This is a genomic window from Pantoea sp. X-Soil-YNGN-844 (assembly GCF_059730595.1).
The window spans coordinates 890,016-907,088 of record NZ_AP036007.1 but is presented as its reverse complement, the minus strand read 5'-3'; the positions used below and the strand labels follow the sequence as shown (position 1 = coordinate 907,088).

Annotated in this window: 15 protein-coding genes; 6 read left to right on the top strand and 9 right to left on the bottom strand. The window is 56.2% G+C overall.

Annotated features, from left to right (window positions below):
• Positions 1-400 precede the first annotated feature (400 nt).
• From AC6I8C_RS03985 to proB, 3 genes are all read right to left on the bottom strand, one after another.
• Positions 401-1,132 carry a S24 family peptidase gene (locus tag AC6I8C_RS03985; RefSeq protein ID WP_497821666.1) on the bottom strand — a complete coding sequence of 244 codons (732 nt, stop codon included), beginning with the start codon at positions 1,130-1,132 and terminating at the stop codon, positions 401-403.
• A gap of 360 nt (positions 1,133-1,492) precedes the next feature.
• Positions 1,493-2,746: a glutamate-5-semialdehyde dehydrogenase gene (gene proA, locus AC6I8C_RS03980; RefSeq protein ID WP_033731689.1), complete on the bottom strand. Its 1,254-nt coding sequence runs from the start codon at positions 2,744-2,746 to the stop codon at positions 1,493-1,495.
• 10 nt (positions 2,747-2,756) lie between these two features.
• Positions 2,757-3,860, bottom strand: coding sequence for a glutamate 5-kinase (gene proB / locus AC6I8C_RS03975; RefSeq protein ID WP_010255198.1), 1,104 nt, complete (start codon positions 3,858-3,860; stop codon positions 2,757-2,759).
• 238 nt (positions 3,861-4,098) lie between these two features.
• On the opposite strand from proB, the gene ompC reads away from it, so the two are divergent.
• Positions 4,099-5,211 carry a porin OmpC gene (gene ompC, locus AC6I8C_RS03970; protein WP_013356907.1) on the top strand — a complete coding sequence of 371 codons (1,113 nt, stop codon included), beginning with the start codon at positions 4,099-4,101 and terminating at the stop codon, positions 5,209-5,211.
• 408 nt (positions 5,212-5,619) lie between these two features.
• Here ompC and crl read toward each other — a convergent pair whose 3' ends face one another.
• From crl to gpt, 3 genes are all read right to left on the bottom strand, one after another.
• Positions 5,620-6,021 (bottom strand): sigma factor-binding protein Crl, encoded by a 402-nt coding sequence (gene crl, locus AC6I8C_RS03965; RefSeq protein WP_266308026.1) that lies wholly within the window; start codon positions 6,019-6,021, stop codon positions 5,620-5,622.
• Positions 6,022-6,152: 131 nt separating this feature from the next.
• A complete protein-coding gene (gene frsA / locus AC6I8C_RS03960; protein WP_013356905.1) occupies positions 6,153-7,400 on the bottom strand; it encodes an esterase FrsA in 1,248 nt (415 codons plus the stop codon).
• A gap of 115 nt (positions 7,401-7,515) precedes the next feature.
• On the bottom strand, positions 7,516-7,974 hold the full coding sequence (gene gpt / locus AC6I8C_RS03955) for a xanthine phosphoribosyltransferase (protein WP_003851171.1): 459 nt from the start codon (positions 7,972-7,974) through the stop codon (positions 7,516-7,518).
• Between the two features lie 254 nt (positions 7,975-8,228).
• On the opposite strand from gpt, the gene pepD reads away from it, so the two are divergent.
• The 4 genes from pepD (at position 8,229) to AC6I8C_RS03935 (ending at position 13,543) form a co-directional block, all read left to right on the top strand.
• Positions 8,229-9,686, top strand: coding sequence for a beta-Ala-His dipeptidase (gene pepD / locus AC6I8C_RS03950; protein WP_497821665.1), 1,458 nt, complete (start codon positions 8,229-8,231; stop codon positions 9,684-9,686).
• Positions 9,687-9,946: 260 nt separating this feature from the next.
• Positions 9,947-11,452: a sugar ABC transporter ATP-binding protein gene (locus tag AC6I8C_RS03945; protein ID WP_497821664.1), complete on the top strand. Its 1,506-nt coding sequence runs from the start codon at positions 9,947-9,949 to the stop codon at positions 11,450-11,452.
• On the top strand, positions 11,449-12,450 hold the full coding sequence (locus tag AC6I8C_RS03940) for an ABC transporter permease (protein ID WP_033731686.1): 1,002 nt from the start codon (positions 11,449-11,451) through the stop codon (positions 12,448-12,450). The genes AC6I8C_RS03945 and AC6I8C_RS03940 overlap by 4 nt, the downstream gene beginning before the upstream one ends.
• A gap of 25 nt (positions 12,451-12,475) precedes the next feature.
• Complete coding sequence (locus AC6I8C_RS03935) at positions 12,476-13,543, top strand: sugar ABC transporter substrate-binding protein (RefSeq protein ID WP_497821663.1); 1,068 nt, start codon at positions 12,476-12,478, stop codon at positions 13,541-13,543.
• 36 nt (positions 13,544-13,579) lie between these two features.
• Here AC6I8C_RS03935 and dinB read toward each other — a convergent pair whose 3' ends face one another.
• Positions 13,580-14,635, bottom strand: a complete 1,056-nt coding sequence (gene dinB / locus AC6I8C_RS03930; protein ID WP_497821662.1) for a DNA polymerase IV — start codon at positions 14,633-14,635, stop codon at positions 13,580-13,582.
• A gap of 244 nt (positions 14,636-14,879) precedes the next feature.
• On the opposite strand from dinB, the gene dpaA reads away from it, so the two are divergent.
• The gene (dpaA, locus tag AC6I8C_RS03925) at positions 14,880-15,623 is read left to right on the top strand and encodes a peptidoglycan meso-diaminopimelic acid protein amidase (protein WP_497821661.1); all 744 of its coding nucleotides are present in this window, start codon (positions 14,880-14,882) and stop codon (positions 15,621-15,623) included.
• Here the strand turns inward: dpaA and AC6I8C_RS03920 are convergent.
• Together AC6I8C_RS03920 and lpcA are read right to left on the bottom strand one after the other, a co-directional pair.
• The gene (locus AC6I8C_RS03920; RefSeq protein ID WP_497821660.1) at positions 15,594-16,361 is read right to left on the bottom strand and encodes a class II glutamine amidotransferase; all 768 of its coding nucleotides are present in this window, start codon (positions 16,359-16,361) and stop codon (positions 15,594-15,596) included. The genes dpaA and AC6I8C_RS03920 overlap by 30 nt on opposite strands.
• A gap of 51 nt (positions 16,362-16,412) precedes the next feature.
• Positions 16,413-16,991, bottom strand: coding sequence for a D-sedoheptulose 7-phosphate isomerase (lpcA, locus tag AC6I8C_RS03915; RefSeq protein WP_497821659.1), 579 nt, complete (start codon positions 16,989-16,991; stop codon positions 16,413-16,415).
• Positions 16,992-17,073: the final 82 nt, after the last annotated feature.

The following is a 17,073-nucleotide window of genomic DNA, read 5'->3' as shown; positions in this document are numbered from 1 at the left end:
TTGGCGATGGGGTGGCAGGCGCGAGCTTTCGGTGATCCGAACGGGCCCGAATGACGTGTATCGCGCTCGCACGCTCGCCGCCCGGCTGCGTTAGCAGCCAGGTGGAAAGTAAGCGAGGGGAAATAAACGGCATCTGACGACGCTGCATTTTGCGCATCCACCCCATCCCAAAGTTCACTGACTTTTGGGTGGTATGATTCGCGCTTGTGCAGCGCCTCAATTGTTTAAGAGCGGCTCATCCGTGAAAGAACTGCTTCGTTCATCCATATCCAAATTATTAACAGGTTCTTATGCTTTATCAAACACTGTTGGTTAATTTTTTATTTACTGCTGGTTAAATTTATGAATTTATGCCGAATATTTTTTTGCAGCCCGTCTTAGAAAGGCGGCAAAAGCGGCCTTAGCCGAGGATTTGATAGTGACGCGCCTGGCTCATGATCACTTTTGCCAGGACCTTCAGGCTGGTAACGTCATCGTGATTGAGATACCAGGTTTCATAGCGTTTATTATCTGAAATTACAGCAATTTTCTTATGTTGCAACTGCAGACGCTTGAGATAGAGTTGCTCATCGAGGGTAAAAATATAGATGCCATCACCGTCGAACATCCGCACGCTGATATCCACAAACAGCTGATCGCGCGGTGCAAAGGTGTCAGCCATAGAGTCGCTATTGATGGCAATTAACCGGATGTTCTCCGCCGGCCGCCCGTTGAATAGCACCCGCGCCTCATCCAGACCATATTCGATCGCCTGGATGGTCTCCACAAACTCATCACGCGCGGGCAGACCCGCAGCGCTTCGCTGCCCGATATCAAGGCTATCCACCCGAAACACATTCTTATGGCCGGTAAACGTATTCAGCGTTACCGGGTCTGCGGGTTGTTCCATACCGTATTGCAGCCACTCTACCCTGACTCCCAGCAGCTGGCTGAGCGCCAGTAAATTGCCGCCATCAGGCACTGACTGCGCGTTAAACCACTTCCACACTCCTGGTGTTGAAATCTTACAGCCCTGCTGCTGCAGGGCTCTGGCAACCTGTTTGTTTCGTCCATGTCCGACAATGCCGGCACTCTCACAGGCCGCTATCAGCCTGGTGGTGAAAGCTTGTCTTGTACTTTCTTTTTTAACCATTAGTTAATAATCAGCCATAGAAGAGATACTGGATGTTATTTTCATTATTGCTACCAGTTCATTTTATATTACCGCTCGTTTACTACCTAACCGCTTTATCAAGCATTTCTAATTATCATTATCCGCTTCGGTCTGCAGCTGAACAAAAAATATTGCCTCAGGCCGCATACAGCCCCGCCTTTCAGGAATGTTCCGTAAGAAATTGCGTGAAATTCAGCCAGCATAACGGGCAACGGTGACGGGATCGGAATGAAAATTGATAAGATGGGCAGAAAACTCTACCTTTCACTGGACCGGAAAGCCGGGCTAAAAAAAACGGGAGTCTCTGTAAGACTCCCGTTTTGTTAAAAATTATCGTAGCTATGACCGGAGCGTGTCGTCACCCCAGGCAATCCATTTATAGGTGGTCAGCGCCTCTAATCCCATTGGCCCGCGTGCGTGCAGCTTCTGGGTACTGACCGCCACTTCCGCACCCAGGCCAAACTGCCCGCCATCGGTGAATCGGGTGCTGGCGTTAACATAGACCGCTGAGGAGTCGACCTGACGGACAAACCGCGCGGCGTTGCGGGTGTCGCGGGTCAGGATGGCATCCGAGTGCTGCGTGCCGTGCGTACGGATGTGATCGATCGCCTCATCCATATCCGCCACTAATTTGACGTTAAGGTCCAGCGACAGCCACTCATCATTGTACTGCTGAGGATTAACCTGGATGACCGAAGCTGGCCCCTGCTGCAGCTGCGCCAGCACGTTGCTGTCAGCATGCAGCGCGATGCCTTCCTGCGCCATACGCGCACTGAAGGCGGGCAGGAAACGTTCGGCCATCGCCTGATCCACCAGCAGCGTTTCCAGCGAGTTACAGGCGCTGGGACGCTGTTTTTTGGCGTTGACGATCAGATCAAGCGCCGGTTCAATCTCCATCGTCTCATCAATGTAAATGTGACAGACCCCGATGCCGCCGGTAATCACCGGGATGGTGGAGTTTTCCCGGCACAGCTTGTGCAGCCCGGCTCCGCCACGCGGGATGAGCATATCCACGTAGCGATCCAGCTTCAGCAGCTGATTCACCAGCTCGCGATCCGGATTTTCAATCGCCTGCACGATAGCCGTCGGCAGACCGTGCTGCTTCAGCGCGTTCTGGATCACCCGGACGGTGGCCGCATTGGTGCGCCAGGTCTCTTTGCCGCCACGCAGAATAGCGGCGTTGCCGGTTTTCAGGCACAGGCTGGCGACATCAACTGTGACATTGGGACGCGCCTCATAAATGACTGCCACAACGCCCAGCGGCACGCGACGGCGTTCAATACGCAGTCCGCTGTCGAGCTGACCGCCATCGATTAACTGTCCCACCGGATCGGCCAGCTGACACACCTGACGCACATCGCTGGCGATGCTGGCGAGGCGTTGCGGGTTGAGTGTCAGCCGGTCTAACAGCGCGGCACTCATCCCGTTCTGACGCGCATCGGCTAAATCCAGCTCGTTAGCAGCCAGAATGTCTGCGCTCTCCGCCTCAAGGCGGTCGGCAATGGTCATCAGAACCTGATTCTTCTCAGCCGTCGACAGATCGGCCACGGTATACGCTGCGGCACGCGCCGCTTTTCCCATCTCTTCAAGCATTGTCCGCTCCTTAACTGACGATCATGTCGTCGCGGTGAACGGCCACCGGGCCATATTCATATCCCAGAATTTCGCTGATCTGCTGGCTATGATGGCCGGCAATCATGCGCATCGCGTCACTGTTGTAGCGAGAAACACCGTGAGCAATATCCCGGCCCTGCAGGCTGCGGATGCGGATCACTTCACCGCGTGAGAAATTCCCCTGGATAGCGCGAATGCCTTTAGGCAGCAGCGAACTGCCGCGCTCAATGATGGCCGCCAGTGCCCCGTCATCGACGGTGAGTTCGCCCGCTGGTGGCGCACCGAAAATCCAGCGTTTGCGGTTCTCCAGCGGCGATTGCTGTGCATGGAATCGCGTACCAACCGGCTTACCGTCAATCACATCGCTGATCACACCGCTGCGACTGCCCGACGCGATGATCACATCAATACCGGCGCGGCAGGCAACATCCGCCGCCTGAAGCTTGGTCGACATGCCACCGGTACCGAGGCCGGATACGCTGTCGCCCGCGAGCGCACGTAATGCATCATCGATCACGTGGACGTCGCTGATCAACTCAGCCTCTGGATTGTTGCGCGGATCGGCGGTAAACAGCCCCTGCTGATCGGTCAGCAGCAGCAGCTTGTCGGCACCGCCGAGCATCGCCGCCAGCGCCGAAAGATTGTCGTTGTCGCCCACTTTGATTTCAGCGGTAGCAACCGCATCGTTCTCGTTGATCACCGGCACAATGTGGTTATCCAGCAACGCGCGCAGCGTGTCGCGGGCATTCAGGAAACGTTCGCGATCTTCCATGTCGGCACGGGTCAGCAGCATCTGACCAATATGGATACCGTAGATGGAGAATAACTGTTCCCATAGCTGAATCAGACGGCTCTGCCCCACCGCAGCCAGTAGCTGCTTTGAGGCGATGGTGGGTGGCAGTTCGGGGTAGCCCAGATGTTCGCGTCCGGCGGCCATCGCGCCAGAAGTGACGATCACAATGCGGTGGCCTGCGGCATGCTGCTGCGCGCACTGGCGAACCAGTTCCACCATGTGCGCCCGATTTAACCGGCGAGAGCCGCCGGTAAGAACGCTGGTACCCAACTTGACCACTAAGGTCTGACTGCCACTCATATTTCCTGCCGTAGTGAAAAATTTTTACGAAAGGACGTTTTAACAGGAGTCGATAAGGAAGCCAACAGCCAGCGGGGGAAAAGCACGAATTTACGCGGACAAGGCGGTAGACCAAAAGTTCAGCATTAACAAGAAATCCGGAAAAGTGTCATAAAAAGTTCATCACGGACGGGTAAAAAGTCGGTGTTTTACAAAAACTTTCGTTTTTTTACGGCGTTCACATTGGGATTGATAGCAAATGAAGAAAAGCACACTGGCCATGATCGTCTCCACGCTGACGCTGGCTTCTGCCGCGCACGCTGCCGAAATCTATAACAAAGACGGCAACAAACTGGATTTATACGGCAAAGTTAAAGCTGAGCACTATATCAGCGATAATGCCAGCGCAGACGGTGACAAGTCTTATACCCGTATCGGCTTTAAAGGCCAGACGCAGATTAATGACCTGATGACCGGTTATGGTCAGTGGGAATATCAGTACAACGTTAATAACTCTGAAGGCAGCGACGCCAATAACGGCAACAAGACCCGCCTGGGTTTTGCTGGCCTGAAATTCTCGCAGTATGGTTCGGTGGATTATGGCCGTAACTATGGCGTGCTGTATGACGTTGAAGCCTGGACCGACGTGTTCCCGGAATTCGGTGGTGACGGCACGGCCCGTTCCGATAACTTTATGACCCAGCGCGCCACTGGCGTCGCGACTTACCGCAACAACAACTTCTTTGGTCTGGTCGATGGCCTGAAATTTGCGCTGCAGTATCAGGGCAAGAACGACGCCACCAGCGCCAATAGCCGTACTGACATTAACCGCCAGAACGGCGACGGCTATGGTGCTTCACTGGGCTATGCGCTGGGTGATAGCGGCGTGAGCCTGATGAGTGCCATCACCTCATCTGACCGCACCAACCAGCAGCAGGCGCGCGCCTATGGCGGCGGTGACCGTGCAGATTCCTGGGGCGCAGGCGTGAAGTATGATGCCAACAGCGTTTACCTGGCGGCGATTTACACTGATACCCGCAATATGACGCCAATCAGCGGCACCAACCGTAATACCGGCGCTGCCGTCGCGGGCGCAGCCAACAAGGCGCAGAACATCGAACTGGTGGCGCAATATCAGTTTGATTTCGGCCTGCGTCCGTCTATTGGCTATGTGCAGACCAAAGGCAAAGATATCGAAAACGGTATCGGTGATGCGGATCTGGTGAAATATATCGATGTGGGTGCAACCTACTATTTCAACAAAAACATGTCCGCCTTCGTGGATTACAAAATCAACCAGCTGGATGATGACAACGCGCTGTCGATCAACAACGACGACATTGTGGCGATGGGTGTGACTTACCAGTTCTGATTTCAGGCTCATGCCGCACAGCATGAGCGACAGAATTTGTGAGCATAAAAAAGGGCGAGTTTTTCAACTCGCCCTTTTGTTGTTTCAACCATCTGGCCCGGTCTGCTGTGAGCTCGAGCCAGCGAAGAGAACAGGGTCAGATCGGAAAGACGCTAAGCCCAGTCCATGACATGCTCGGCCCACGCGATTACGCACCTCATCCATGAGGTGCGCCCGTTGCCGAGCCAACGCTCTGCGTTGTTCAAAAACGCTCCCGGCGTTTTTGTCCCAGGCCGCGGGACGCTTTCCTCTTCTGACCCAGTTCCCTGCGCATTAAGTTTATGTGTTGCTGTCAGGTTCACCCTGGTTGAGACGGGTCAGCCGTTTGTGGGGAGATATTTACTCTCCCTTTTAAAGCTAAACACCCAATTAAGCACTCAGCTTTACCGGTTTCTCATCGAAGTCGCTGGCCGGGATAAGGTCCAGGTCTAACTCCTTCAGCATCGCTTTCAGGCGGGTATGGAAATTCCGTAAGGTCTCTTCCACACGTGCCGTGTTCTCTTTGCCTTTGATGTTTGCCACCGACCAGTCGCCCTCTTTATCGAACAGACCGATATGGTAGACATAGGTAAAGTGATCAGCCTGCGCTTCCAACTCCATCCACCAGCCCCAGAACTCACGCAGTTCCGGTGCCGGTTTCACATTGACGCAGGCAGCCAGACAGTCGAAGAAGAACCGGGTTTCGCCACATTTCCCATCGCGAATATAAGGCCCAAGCTCGGTAAAACGCTTAAGCAGGCGACTGCGGGGATGACCACTTGGTAACGTCATGCTGATTCTCCATAGGTTTTGACCGCTATACAGCCTTGATTTCCGGGCGGCCTGATTACGTCATAAGCCTTTATAAGGCCGCCCGGAAGAATTCCGCTACTAGTTGTAGCAAATACTGTAAATTTTGCCAGTTACCTTTTTAAACGCTTCTCCAGCCAGTCGCAAATCTCATTCAGCGCCTTGTCGAAACTGGCCATCATCGGCTTCACCGGAATCAGCAACGCTTTGCCGTCTGACGACGAGTTAGCGATCAGCTTGCTCTCCTCTTCCGGACTGAAAAGATCGTTCTGCCAGTAACCCGACAGCATCGGCGTCGGCGTCCGGCGGCCCAGCAATCCCTGGGTTTTAAGCGAATAACGATTGAGTTCGGTGCGCAGCGCGCTGTCGGAAGTGGTCGCCATGCCTAACCGGCTTGCCAGCATATCCATATACATATCCGGGATCTCATCCTGCAATGCCGTCTGCGTCAGCAGCGCATGCACAATCGGGCCAAGACAGGCGACGCCGCGCAGCCGCTGCGATTCCAGATAGGCCAGCCGCACCGCCACGTTCGCGCCAAAGCGATAGCCAAACGCCGCCACGCGGGTATGGTCAACCCAGGGCACGTTTTTCAGATCGCGCAGCACCTGCTGATGCAGAAAACTGGTGTCCTGATTCAGCGTCCATTTCACCGAATTACCCACCGACGGCACATCAATGGTCAGCATCGCAATGCCGCGCGGGGCAAGATAGTCATGGAACAGGCGGTAATGATCGCTCTGTAACGAGTCGAGCGCGCCGCAGAACAGCACGGTGGGATAAGGCGCTTCGACATCCGGTGGTATGTGCAGAAAGCCACTGACCGGGCTGCCGCCCGTGATGGCAAACGTCAGGGATTTCAGTTCGCCCGGCAACCGCTGAGTCGCCTCTTCATAGGCGCGATTGGCCAGCGTCTGTGCCTGGTCAGCCAGCTCATCGCCTTTTATATAGGGATAAGCGGCAACGCTATAGAGGTGCGCCGCGTGCAGCCAGTAGTCACCCGCCTCGCTGTCGTCGGTCGCCTCCAGCGCTTTCTGCTGCCAGATGCCTGCCTGTCTGCACCATTCGAAATGCCAGTTACCGCTGCGAAAACCGATCACCGTATCGAGCAGCGTCTCATCGGTATGTTCAACGTTGCTGATGGCGATACGCGCCAGCACTTCACTGATCTCCTGCGGCGTCAGGCCGCGCCATGTCCACATCAGCTTGTTCAGCATGCGATACCAGCCACGCTGGCTGTCACCATCCAGGGCTGAGTGGATATCCGGTGTAGCGTGATGCTGGCGGCGAACCAGGGAAGAGGTTTCAGGATGCTTAAAGCGCGGCTTGAATAGCTCCTCGCTGAGGTTTTTGCTCGTCATACTCACTTCTCCTGCAACAGAACGGCGATGGCTAAGTGTACTGTACGGCAATTCGGGGTGCGAGGCTCAGAAAGCACAACGCCCGGAAAACCGGGCGTTGTCTGATGTGTATCAATCAGTTTTTTACAATCGGCGGGATGTAGACCACGCCCATATCCCAGGGCTGCTCAATCCAGGTATCCTGCGGAATATCGACGATATAATCATCAACCAGTGAGCGACCGGCGGGTTTCGCGAAAATGGTGCAGAAACGCGCTTTCGGGTACATCTCGCGAATCGCCTGGGCGGTGCCGCCGGTATCGACCAGGTCATCGATCACAATAAAGCCTTCACCGTCGCCTTCCGCACGCTTCAGCACTTTCATTTCGCGCTGATGATCGTGGTCATAGCTGGAGATGCAGACGGTATCAACGTAGCGGATACCCAGTTCACGTGCCAGCAGCGAAGCCGGTACCAGACCGCCGCGGCTCACCGCGATAATGCCTGTCCACTGTTCAACAGGAAGCAGGCGCTGGGCCAGTTTACGGGCATGAATCTGAAGCATGTCCCAGGTAACGACGTATTTTTCGCTCATAAAATAGAAATCCCAGCCAACCGAGGTGGCGTAAAAATGTGCAACGGGGAAAAGGTTGCGCGAGATTATAAGGAGTTGACGCACTAAAAACCAGCACCCGCGCGCTGGTTGCGGCTTTTTAGCGCGTCTGAGAGCGCACCCGGTAAAAAACAGTGATATTCTCAGGCCTGGCTCGTCAGATTCTCTGACGGCGATTTTTCACTGGAAACTCGCGATGTCCGGCCTCGCCGGTACACTGACACAGGAGACCTGTCGTGTCTGAATTGTCTCAACTCTCTCCACAGCCACTGTGGGATATTTTCGCTAAGATCTGCTCTATTCCCCATCCCTCTTTTCACGAAGAAGCGCTGGCGAACTACATCACCGGCTGGGCTAAAGAGCAGGGCTTCTGGTGTGAGCGCGATCAGGTCGGCAACATCCTGATTCGTAAGCCCGCCACCGCAGGCATGGAAAACCGTACCCCGGTTGCGCTGCAGGCGCATCTGGATATGGTGCCGCAGAAAAATAACGACACCGTGCATGACTTCACCAAAGATCCAATTCAGCCCTGGATTGACGGCGAGTGGGTAAAAGCACGCGGCACCACGCTGGGCGCGGACAACGGCATCGGTATGGCTTCTGCGCTGGCGGTACTGGCTGACAACAGCCTGACGCACGGCCCGCTGGAAGTGCTGCTGACCATGACTGAAGAGACCGGCATGGATGGCGCTTTCGGTCTGCAACCCAACTGGCTGCAGGCTGAAATCCTGATCAACACCGACTCCGAAGAAGAAGGTGAGATCTACATGGGTTGTGCAGGCGGTATCGACTTCGTCTCCACCCTGCCGCTGACCCGTGAAGCCGTGCCTGCTGAGTTCCAGACCCTGAAGCTGACGCTGAAAGGCCTGCGTGGTGGTCACTCCGGTGCCGATATTCATATGGGCCTCGGCAACGCCAACAAACTGCTGGCGCGCTTTCTGGCAGCCCATGTGGCTGAACTGGATCTGCGTCTGCTGGCCTTCAGCGGCGGTACGCTACGCAACGCGATTCCGCGTGAAGCCTTTGCTACTGTGGCGGTCGAGAGTCACAAAGCGGATGCGCTGAAATCCGCAGCGGCGCACTTCCTGAGCGCCATCAAAAACGAGCATGGCGTTAAAGAGCCAAACATCGCACTGGTCACCGAGCCGCTGGCGCATCAGGGTAATGCCCTGAGCACTGACAGCCGCGATCGCTTCCTGAATCTGCTGAACAGCACGCCAAACGGCGTGATCCGCAATTCAGACGTGGCGAAAGGTGTGGTCGAAACCTCACTGAATATCGGTGTGGTGACGATGGAAGATGACCACGCAGAGATCAACTGCCTGATCCGTTCGCTGATCGACACCGGCCGCGATTATGTGGTGCAGATGCTGACCTCGCTGGGCCAGCTGGCGGGCGCGCAGACCAAAGCGAAAGGCGGCTACCCAGGCTGGCAGCCGGATGCGGACTCCGCCATCATGGCGCTGACCCGTCAGACCTATATCGCGCTGTTTGATAAGACCCCGAACATTCAGGTGATTCACGCCGGTCTGGAGTGTGGTCTGTTCAAAAAGCCTTATCCGGATATGGATATGGTCTCGATTGGGCCGACCATCACCGGGCCGCACTCGCCGGATGAGCAGGTTCACATCGAAAGCGTTGGACTTTACTGGAAATTACTGACCACCCTGCTGAATGTAGTGCCAGAAAAGTAATTCTGTCACAAAAAAAGTAAACCAGGCTCCGGCCTGGTTTTTTTATGCCTGTCACTTACCCCCAGCATAATTCGCTGCCTTTTCCGCGCTTTACCCCGCTATTCCGCCACGTTCCCGCGCTTCGCTGGTCACAGCCGCCGTTATGTCCGGATGTCTGGATGGCTAATAAGATTTCGTGCTAGCTTATGCGCTTTCAGCTGTTGCCGCGCCTGAAGGTTCAGGAAAAAATGCGGCCAGTGATTCTTCAGGAGAGTAATGACATGCCAGGGTTAAACCGCCTTGAGATGCGTAACATCTCCATCGCTTTTAGCGGATTTGCCGCGCTATCGTCGGTGGATTTCCGCAGTGACGGCCATTCGGTTCATGCCCTGACCGGCGCGAACGGCGCGGGTAAATCTACCCTGATGGCGATCCTTTCCGGCGGGCACAGCCACTACAGCGGCGAAATCCTGCTGGATGGGGAACCGGTCTCCATCCGCACGCCGCGTGATGCAAAACAGCTGGGTATCCATCTGGTTCAGCAGGAAGTGGACGTGGCGCTGGTGCCGCAGCTCAGCGTGGCGGAAAACATTTTGCTGGATCGGCTGGCAGAACCCGGTCACCGCTATCGCTGGGGTGAGATCCGCCGTCAGGCGCGGGCGCTGCTGACGCAGCTCGACGTGGCACTGGACGTCAACCGGCTGGTGGAGCGCTGCACCCTGGCGGAAAAGCAGCAAATTCTGCTGGCGCGGGCGCTGTCGCACCACTGCCGCTTCCTGATTCTGGATGAACCCACTGCCCCGCTGGATCAGCACGAAAGCGAACGGCTGTTTGCCGTGGTGCGTCGTCTGCAGGCCAGTGGGATCGGCATAGTGTTCATCTCTCACCGCATCCATGAACTGAAAGCCATCTGCGACCAGCTGACGGTGCTGCGTGATGGCCGGTTGATCGAAACCGGCCCGATGGCGGCGCTGAGCGGCGAGCAGATCGTGGAGAAGATGCTGGGCCATCAGCTTACCGATATCTTCCCGGCCCGCCGTGAACAGCAGACACAGCCGCTGCTGCTGGCGGTGGAGGGACTGCACGATGAGCAGCTGCTGCAGGATATCTCGCTGCGGCTGCACAAAGGCGAAATTCTGGGCATCGCCGGACTGGCCGGTGCAGGCAAAACCGAACTCTGCAAAGCGCTGTTTGGTGCCAGCAAAAGCCGCGTCAGTCGCGGTGAACTGCATGGTCAGCCGTGGCAGCCGCGCTCGCCGCACGACTCGGTCAGTCGCCGCATGGCGCTGGTGCCGGAAGAGCGGCGTAAAGAGGGAATATTTATTGATGAATCGGTGGCGATGAACCTCAGCGTCAGCGCGGACGACAGCTTTTCGCGCTGGAGCCTGTTCGGGCATCGTCAGGCGTGGCGCTGGGCGGAACAGGTTATCCGGCAGTTGCAGGTGCGCACCACCGGCCCGGCACAGACACTGCGGCGTCTCTCAGGCGGCAACCAGCAGAAGGTGGCGATTGGCAAATGGCTGCGCAACAACGCTGATGTGCTGATTTTCGATGAGCCGACCAAAGGCGTCGATATCAAAGCCAAAACCGAGCTGTTCACCCTGATCGACAACCTGGCGCGCGAAGGGAAAGGCATCATCTACGCGTCGGGTGAATTTTCTGAACTGGTCGGCTTATGCGACCGGATTTGCGTGCTCTGGGATGGACGTATTGTGGCCGAACTGGCCGCACGCGACGTCACCGAAGAAACGCTTTTGCTCTATTCCACCGGAGGAACCCCTGCGTGAGCAGCAAAGAAACCAGCCTGAACCTGACGGCCGCGCCATGGCGTCACCAGTTGTTCGACTTTCTCTATAAATGGGGCATGTTACTCACGGTAGTGATCCTGATCGCCGCCTTTGGCCTGGCCTCTGACAGCTTCCTTGAGCCTAACAACATCATCAACATCCTGCGATCGATTGCGATTGTGACGGTGATTGCGATCGGCGTGTCCATCTCCCTGACCGTGGGCGGCTTTGATCTGTCGGTCGGCTCGACCGCCTCACTCGCCAATGCGTTAGTGATTTCGCTGTTTGTCTGGTACGGCTTCGGCACGACCACCGCAATCCTGATTACCCTGGCGCTCTGCACCCTGGTCGGACTGTTTAACGCCTTCCTGATTGTGATCCTGCGTATCCCCGACATGCTGGCGACGCTGGCGACACTCTTCGTGATTCAGGGTGTGGCGATGACCTACAGCTTTGGCGGGTCGATCACCGAGAACATGGTGCTGCCGAGCGGTGATATGGCGGAAGGCACTATTCCGGCCGCGTTTGGCCTGCTGGGTCAGGTGCCGACCATCGTCATCATTATGCTGGTGGTGACCGTTGCCGCACAGCTGGCGCTGTCGCTGACTAAGCATGGCCGCCGCATGTATGCGCTGGGCGGTAATCCGGAAGCGGCGCGCCTCTCGGGCATCCGTACCACCCGCTACCGGGTGCTGGCTTATGTGATCGCCTCACTGCTCGCCGGTCTGGGCGGCATCCTGCTCGCGTCGCGTATCGGTTCATCGCAGGTCAATGCCGGCAGCGGCTATCTGATGGATGCGGTCGCGGCGGCGTGGATTGGCTTCTCGCTGGCCGGCTCCGGCAAGCCCAACGCGCTGGGCACGCTGGTCGGCGCGGTCATTCTCGGCGTGCTGCAGAACGGCCTGGTGATGCTCTCTGTGCCCTACTACGCCATGGACATTATTAAAGGACTGGTGCTGGCTTTAGCACTGGCGATTACCTATATCCAGCGCCGCTGAGGCGCGTTTACCGGAGTTAATAACAATGCAAAAAATAACACTCTCGCTGCTGGCGCTGAGCCTGCTGAACGTCAGCGCCGCCTTCGCGGATACCGTCACGCCGGTGCCTGCGGCTATCGCCAGTCATGATGGCCCGATCCGTATTGCGGTGATCCGCAATCTCGGCTCCGATGACAACACCACCCAGTTTGTTGCCGGTGCCATTCAGCAGGGTCGCCAGCTTGGCTTCAAGGTCAGCACCTTCCTCAGCAATGGCGACGATGCGCGCTTCCAGGATTTCGTGAATCAGGCGATCAGCCAGAAATATGACGGCATCGTGCTGTCGCACGGTAAAGCGCCCTACGCCAGCGGACTGGTGAAGCGCATTGCCGATGCAGGCATTAAGCTGTCGGTGTTTGATACGCCGGTGGATAGCCCGATCCCGGGCGTCACCGTCACCGCGCAGGATGACGCTTCACTGGCGCAGCTGTCGCTGGGCCAGCTCATCCATGATTTCAACGGCAAAGCGAACATCGTCAAGCTGTGGGTCGCCGGTTTCCCGCCGATGGAACGCCGTCAGGTCGTGTATGAAAAACTGCTGAAAGAGAATCCCGGCATTCACCAGCTGGAGTCGATTGGCGCAGTGTCGACGGACGTTCAGGGCGACACCGCCAACAAGATTGGCGCGATTCTGGCGAAATACCCGAAAGGCAAAATCGATGCCATCTGGGGCGCCTGGGATGCCTTCAGTCAGGGCGCTTACAAAGCGCTGCAGGAGAATGGCCGAACCGAGATTAAGCTCTACAGCATCGACGTCTCGAATCAGGATTTGCAGCTGATGCGCGAGAAAAACAGCCCATGGGTGCAGACGGTGGCGGTCGATCCTAAAACCATCGGCGCGGTGAATATGCGTCTGGTGGCGAAGAAAATTGCCGGTGAAGAGACGCCAGCGACGTATCAGTTTAAAGCCGCGTCGATCTCCCAGCAGCAGCTCAACAGTCAGCCTGGCGCGGTGAACGTTGCCTCGCTGAACAAGATTATTCCGGGCTGGGGCGGCAATGAAGATTTCATCGCACCGTGGTTTGCGACCCTTGAGGCGAAATATAAGAAGTAATCCGGCGTCAGCCTTGCCGACTGGTGAGGCTGACGGTTACAGACCCAGCAGCAGCTGACGCTCCAGCTGGGGATCCACCATGGTGACATGCAGTCCCACCAGCCGCACGCCACGCCCGGCGCGACGCTCATCCCAGGTTTTCCGGGCGATGGCAATCATGTCCTCTTTATTCAGTACCGGCCAGATATGCTCCTGGGTCGTCTGCTGAAAATCGCTGAACTTCAGTTTCACGCCCTGCCGCGCCACCTGCTTGTCCGGTCGAATCTGCGTCAGCCGGCGATCCAGTTCAGCATAGAGAAAGTCGATAATCTCCAGGCAGGCGTCCCAGTCACTGATATCTTCCGCCAGCGTGCGTTCCACCCCCAGCGATTTACGCTCGCGCTCGACGATCACCTCACGGTCATCAATGCCGTTGCTGCGTTCCCACAGCACCCGGCCAAACTTTCCAAAGCGCTTCAGCAGCAGCGCTAAGTCCGCCTTCTGCACGTCGCCACAGGTTACCAGCCCCATCTCTTCCAGCTTTTTGGCCGAGACCTTGCCGACGCCAGGGATCTTCGCCAGCGGCAGGGTCAGCAGAAAACCGGACATCTCCGGCGGGGTAATCACGAACTGGCCGTCCGGCTTATTGAGGTCAGAGGCGATCTTCGCCAGAAATTTAATCGGCGCGATACCCGCTGACGCGGTAAGCCCGGTTTCACGGAAGATGGTCGCACGGATTTCCTGTGCCATCAGCGTGGCGGAGCCGTGACAGTGCGGACTGTCGGTGACATCCAGATAGGCTTCATCAAGGGAGAGCGGTTCAATCAGCGGTGTGTAGCGGGTAAAGATGTCGCGAATCTGTGCGGAGGCTTCTTTGTAGGCGTCGAAACGGCCTGGCAGCAGGCGCAGATGCGGGCATAACTTGAGGGCCATGCCGGTTGGCATCGCGCTGCGCACGCCAAATTTACGCGCCGGATAGTTAGCGGTGCTGATCACGCCGCGACGCTCGCGGCTGCCACCAATGGCGATCGGGATGTCGCGCAGCTGGGGATTATCACGCATCTCCACCGCGGCATAGAAGCAGTCCATATCGACATGAATGATTTTACGCATACCCCCTCCGGCACTGGATAAGTATACAGTTGGCAGGGGTAACTGCAATATTTGTCGGGCCCACAATTAAAGTTTACAAATTTCTGGCCGAATATTTTTCAGTAAATCGCGAATCTGGCTGTCGGCGTCTTGCTAAAAAAACAGACAATGTTTAATGTTGCGCTGCGGTAGCGGACAGTTCCGATAATGCAAACAGAGACGCACATTTTGCGTCATGTTCTCTTCACCTCAAGGTACACACAGCATGGGCAAAATCGCACTCCTGTTTGCGATGATTTTACTGCCAGCCCTCAGCATGGCAATGACACCCGAACCCGTCTCAACGGCACCGGTCAGCAAAGAATTAAAGAAGCAGTTACTCGGCACCCCGGTCTATATCCAGATCTTCAAGGAAGAACGCACGCTCGAACTCTACGGCAAAATCGGTAACGAATTCCGCCTGCTGGATACCTATCGCATCTGTAACTTTTCTGGTGGCCTCGGCCCGAAACGTCGTGAAGGCGATTTCAAAAGCCCGGAAGGTTTTTACAACGTGAAGCTGAATCAGCTGAAGCCGGATAGCCGCTTTTATCGCGCGATCAACATCGGCTTCCCGAATCAGTACGATCGTAATCAGGGCTACAGCGGCAACTACCTGATGATTCATGGCGACTGTAAGTCGATTGGCTGCTATGCCATGACTAACGCCTATATGGATGAGATTTTTACCTATGTGAATGCCGCGCTGCGTAACGGTCAGCAGGATGTTGGCATCAGCATCTATCCGTTCCGCATGACCGACAGCAATATGCAGCGTCACCGCTACTCCAGCGACGCCAGTTTCTGGCAGCAGTTGCAGCCGGGCTATGCGTACTTTGCGAAATATCACCAGCCGCCGATGGTCAACGTCGCCAGCGGGAAATATGTGATGAACAGCAGCCCGGCACCGGTGTTAGCCAGTCCCGAAGCCGCTTCCCGTTCATTCCTGGCGCTCTCCAAGGCAGAATAATGCCCATTCACCTGGCGCAATCCGCTGCCAGGTTTCATTGGCCGTCAGTGGCTGCGTAGCAATCACCGTCACCACGTCATGCGGCGTGGTGTGCTGCTGGAAATCAACCTCTACATCCTGATCCAGTAACTGCGCCCGGCCAAACGGTGCCCGGCGGGTGATCCAGAACAGGTTGGTGGAGCAGAAGGCCATCAGATAGCGGCCATCTGACAGCAGCATGTTAAACACGCCCTTCTGCCGCAACGAACCCGCCAGCTCTCCGATAAAACGAAACACCGCAGGCCAGTTGCCCGGCGTGCGTGGATAGCGCGTCGCCAGCTGATGCAGGATCCAGCAGAACGCCATCTCGCTGTCCGTTTCACCCACCGGCCGGAATGTACCGGTCTCCAGCTGACGATAGCCCTTAAGCTGACCGTTGTGCGCATAGGTCCAGTTTCGGCCCCACAGCTCGCGGGTAAACGGATGGGTGTTTTCCAGCGACACCTGCCCACGATTCGCCTGGCGGATGTGCGCCACCACCGAATGCGATTTGATCGGATACTCCTGCACCAGATGCGCAATCGGCGAGTTAAAGCTCGGCAGCGGATCTTTAAACGTACGACAACCTTTATCTTCGTAAAAGGTAATGCCCCAGCCATCTTTGTGAGGCCCGGTTCCACCGCCACGCTGAACCAGTCCGGTAAAGCTGAAACAGATATCCGTGGGAACATTGGCGCTCATCCCGAGCAATTCGCACATAGCCACCACCTCTGATTTTGAGGCCTCCCGTCAGGCGGGAGGCCAGCGCTGTTACTTCACCATCTCTTTTTCGATCAGCAGCATCAGGATATGGATCACTTTAATGTGGATCTCCTGGATACGATCGGCATAACCAAAGTGTGGCACGCGGATTTCAATATCGGCACTGCCTGTCATCTTACCGCCATCTTTGCCGGTCAGGGTGATCACTTTCATCCCCTGCGCACGTGCAGCTTCAATCGCTTTAATGATATTGGCAGAGTTCCCGGAGGTTGAGAGGCCCAGCAGCACATCGCCCGGACGCCCTACTGCTTCCACATAGCGTGAAAAGACATAGTCATAACCAAAATCATTACTGACGCAGGAGAGATGGCTGACATCAGAGATGGCAATCGCCGGATAGCCAGGACGATTTTCGCGGTAGCGACCGGTCAGCTCTTCAGCGAAATGCATCGCATCGCAATGTGAACCGCCGTTACCGCAGGAAAGCACCTTGCCGCCCGCCTTAAAGCTGTCAGCCAGCAGTACCGCAGCACGCTGGATCGCATGGATATTGGCCTCGTCGCTGAGGAATTTATTAAGCGTATCAGCAGCTTCATTAAGCTCAGAGCGGATGATGTCCTGGTACATAGGGATGTCCTTTTTTAGGAGAGGTTAATCGCAGCAAGTTTAACGGAATGGCCGGTCAGCGCAAAGCGTCATGCCATGTCCG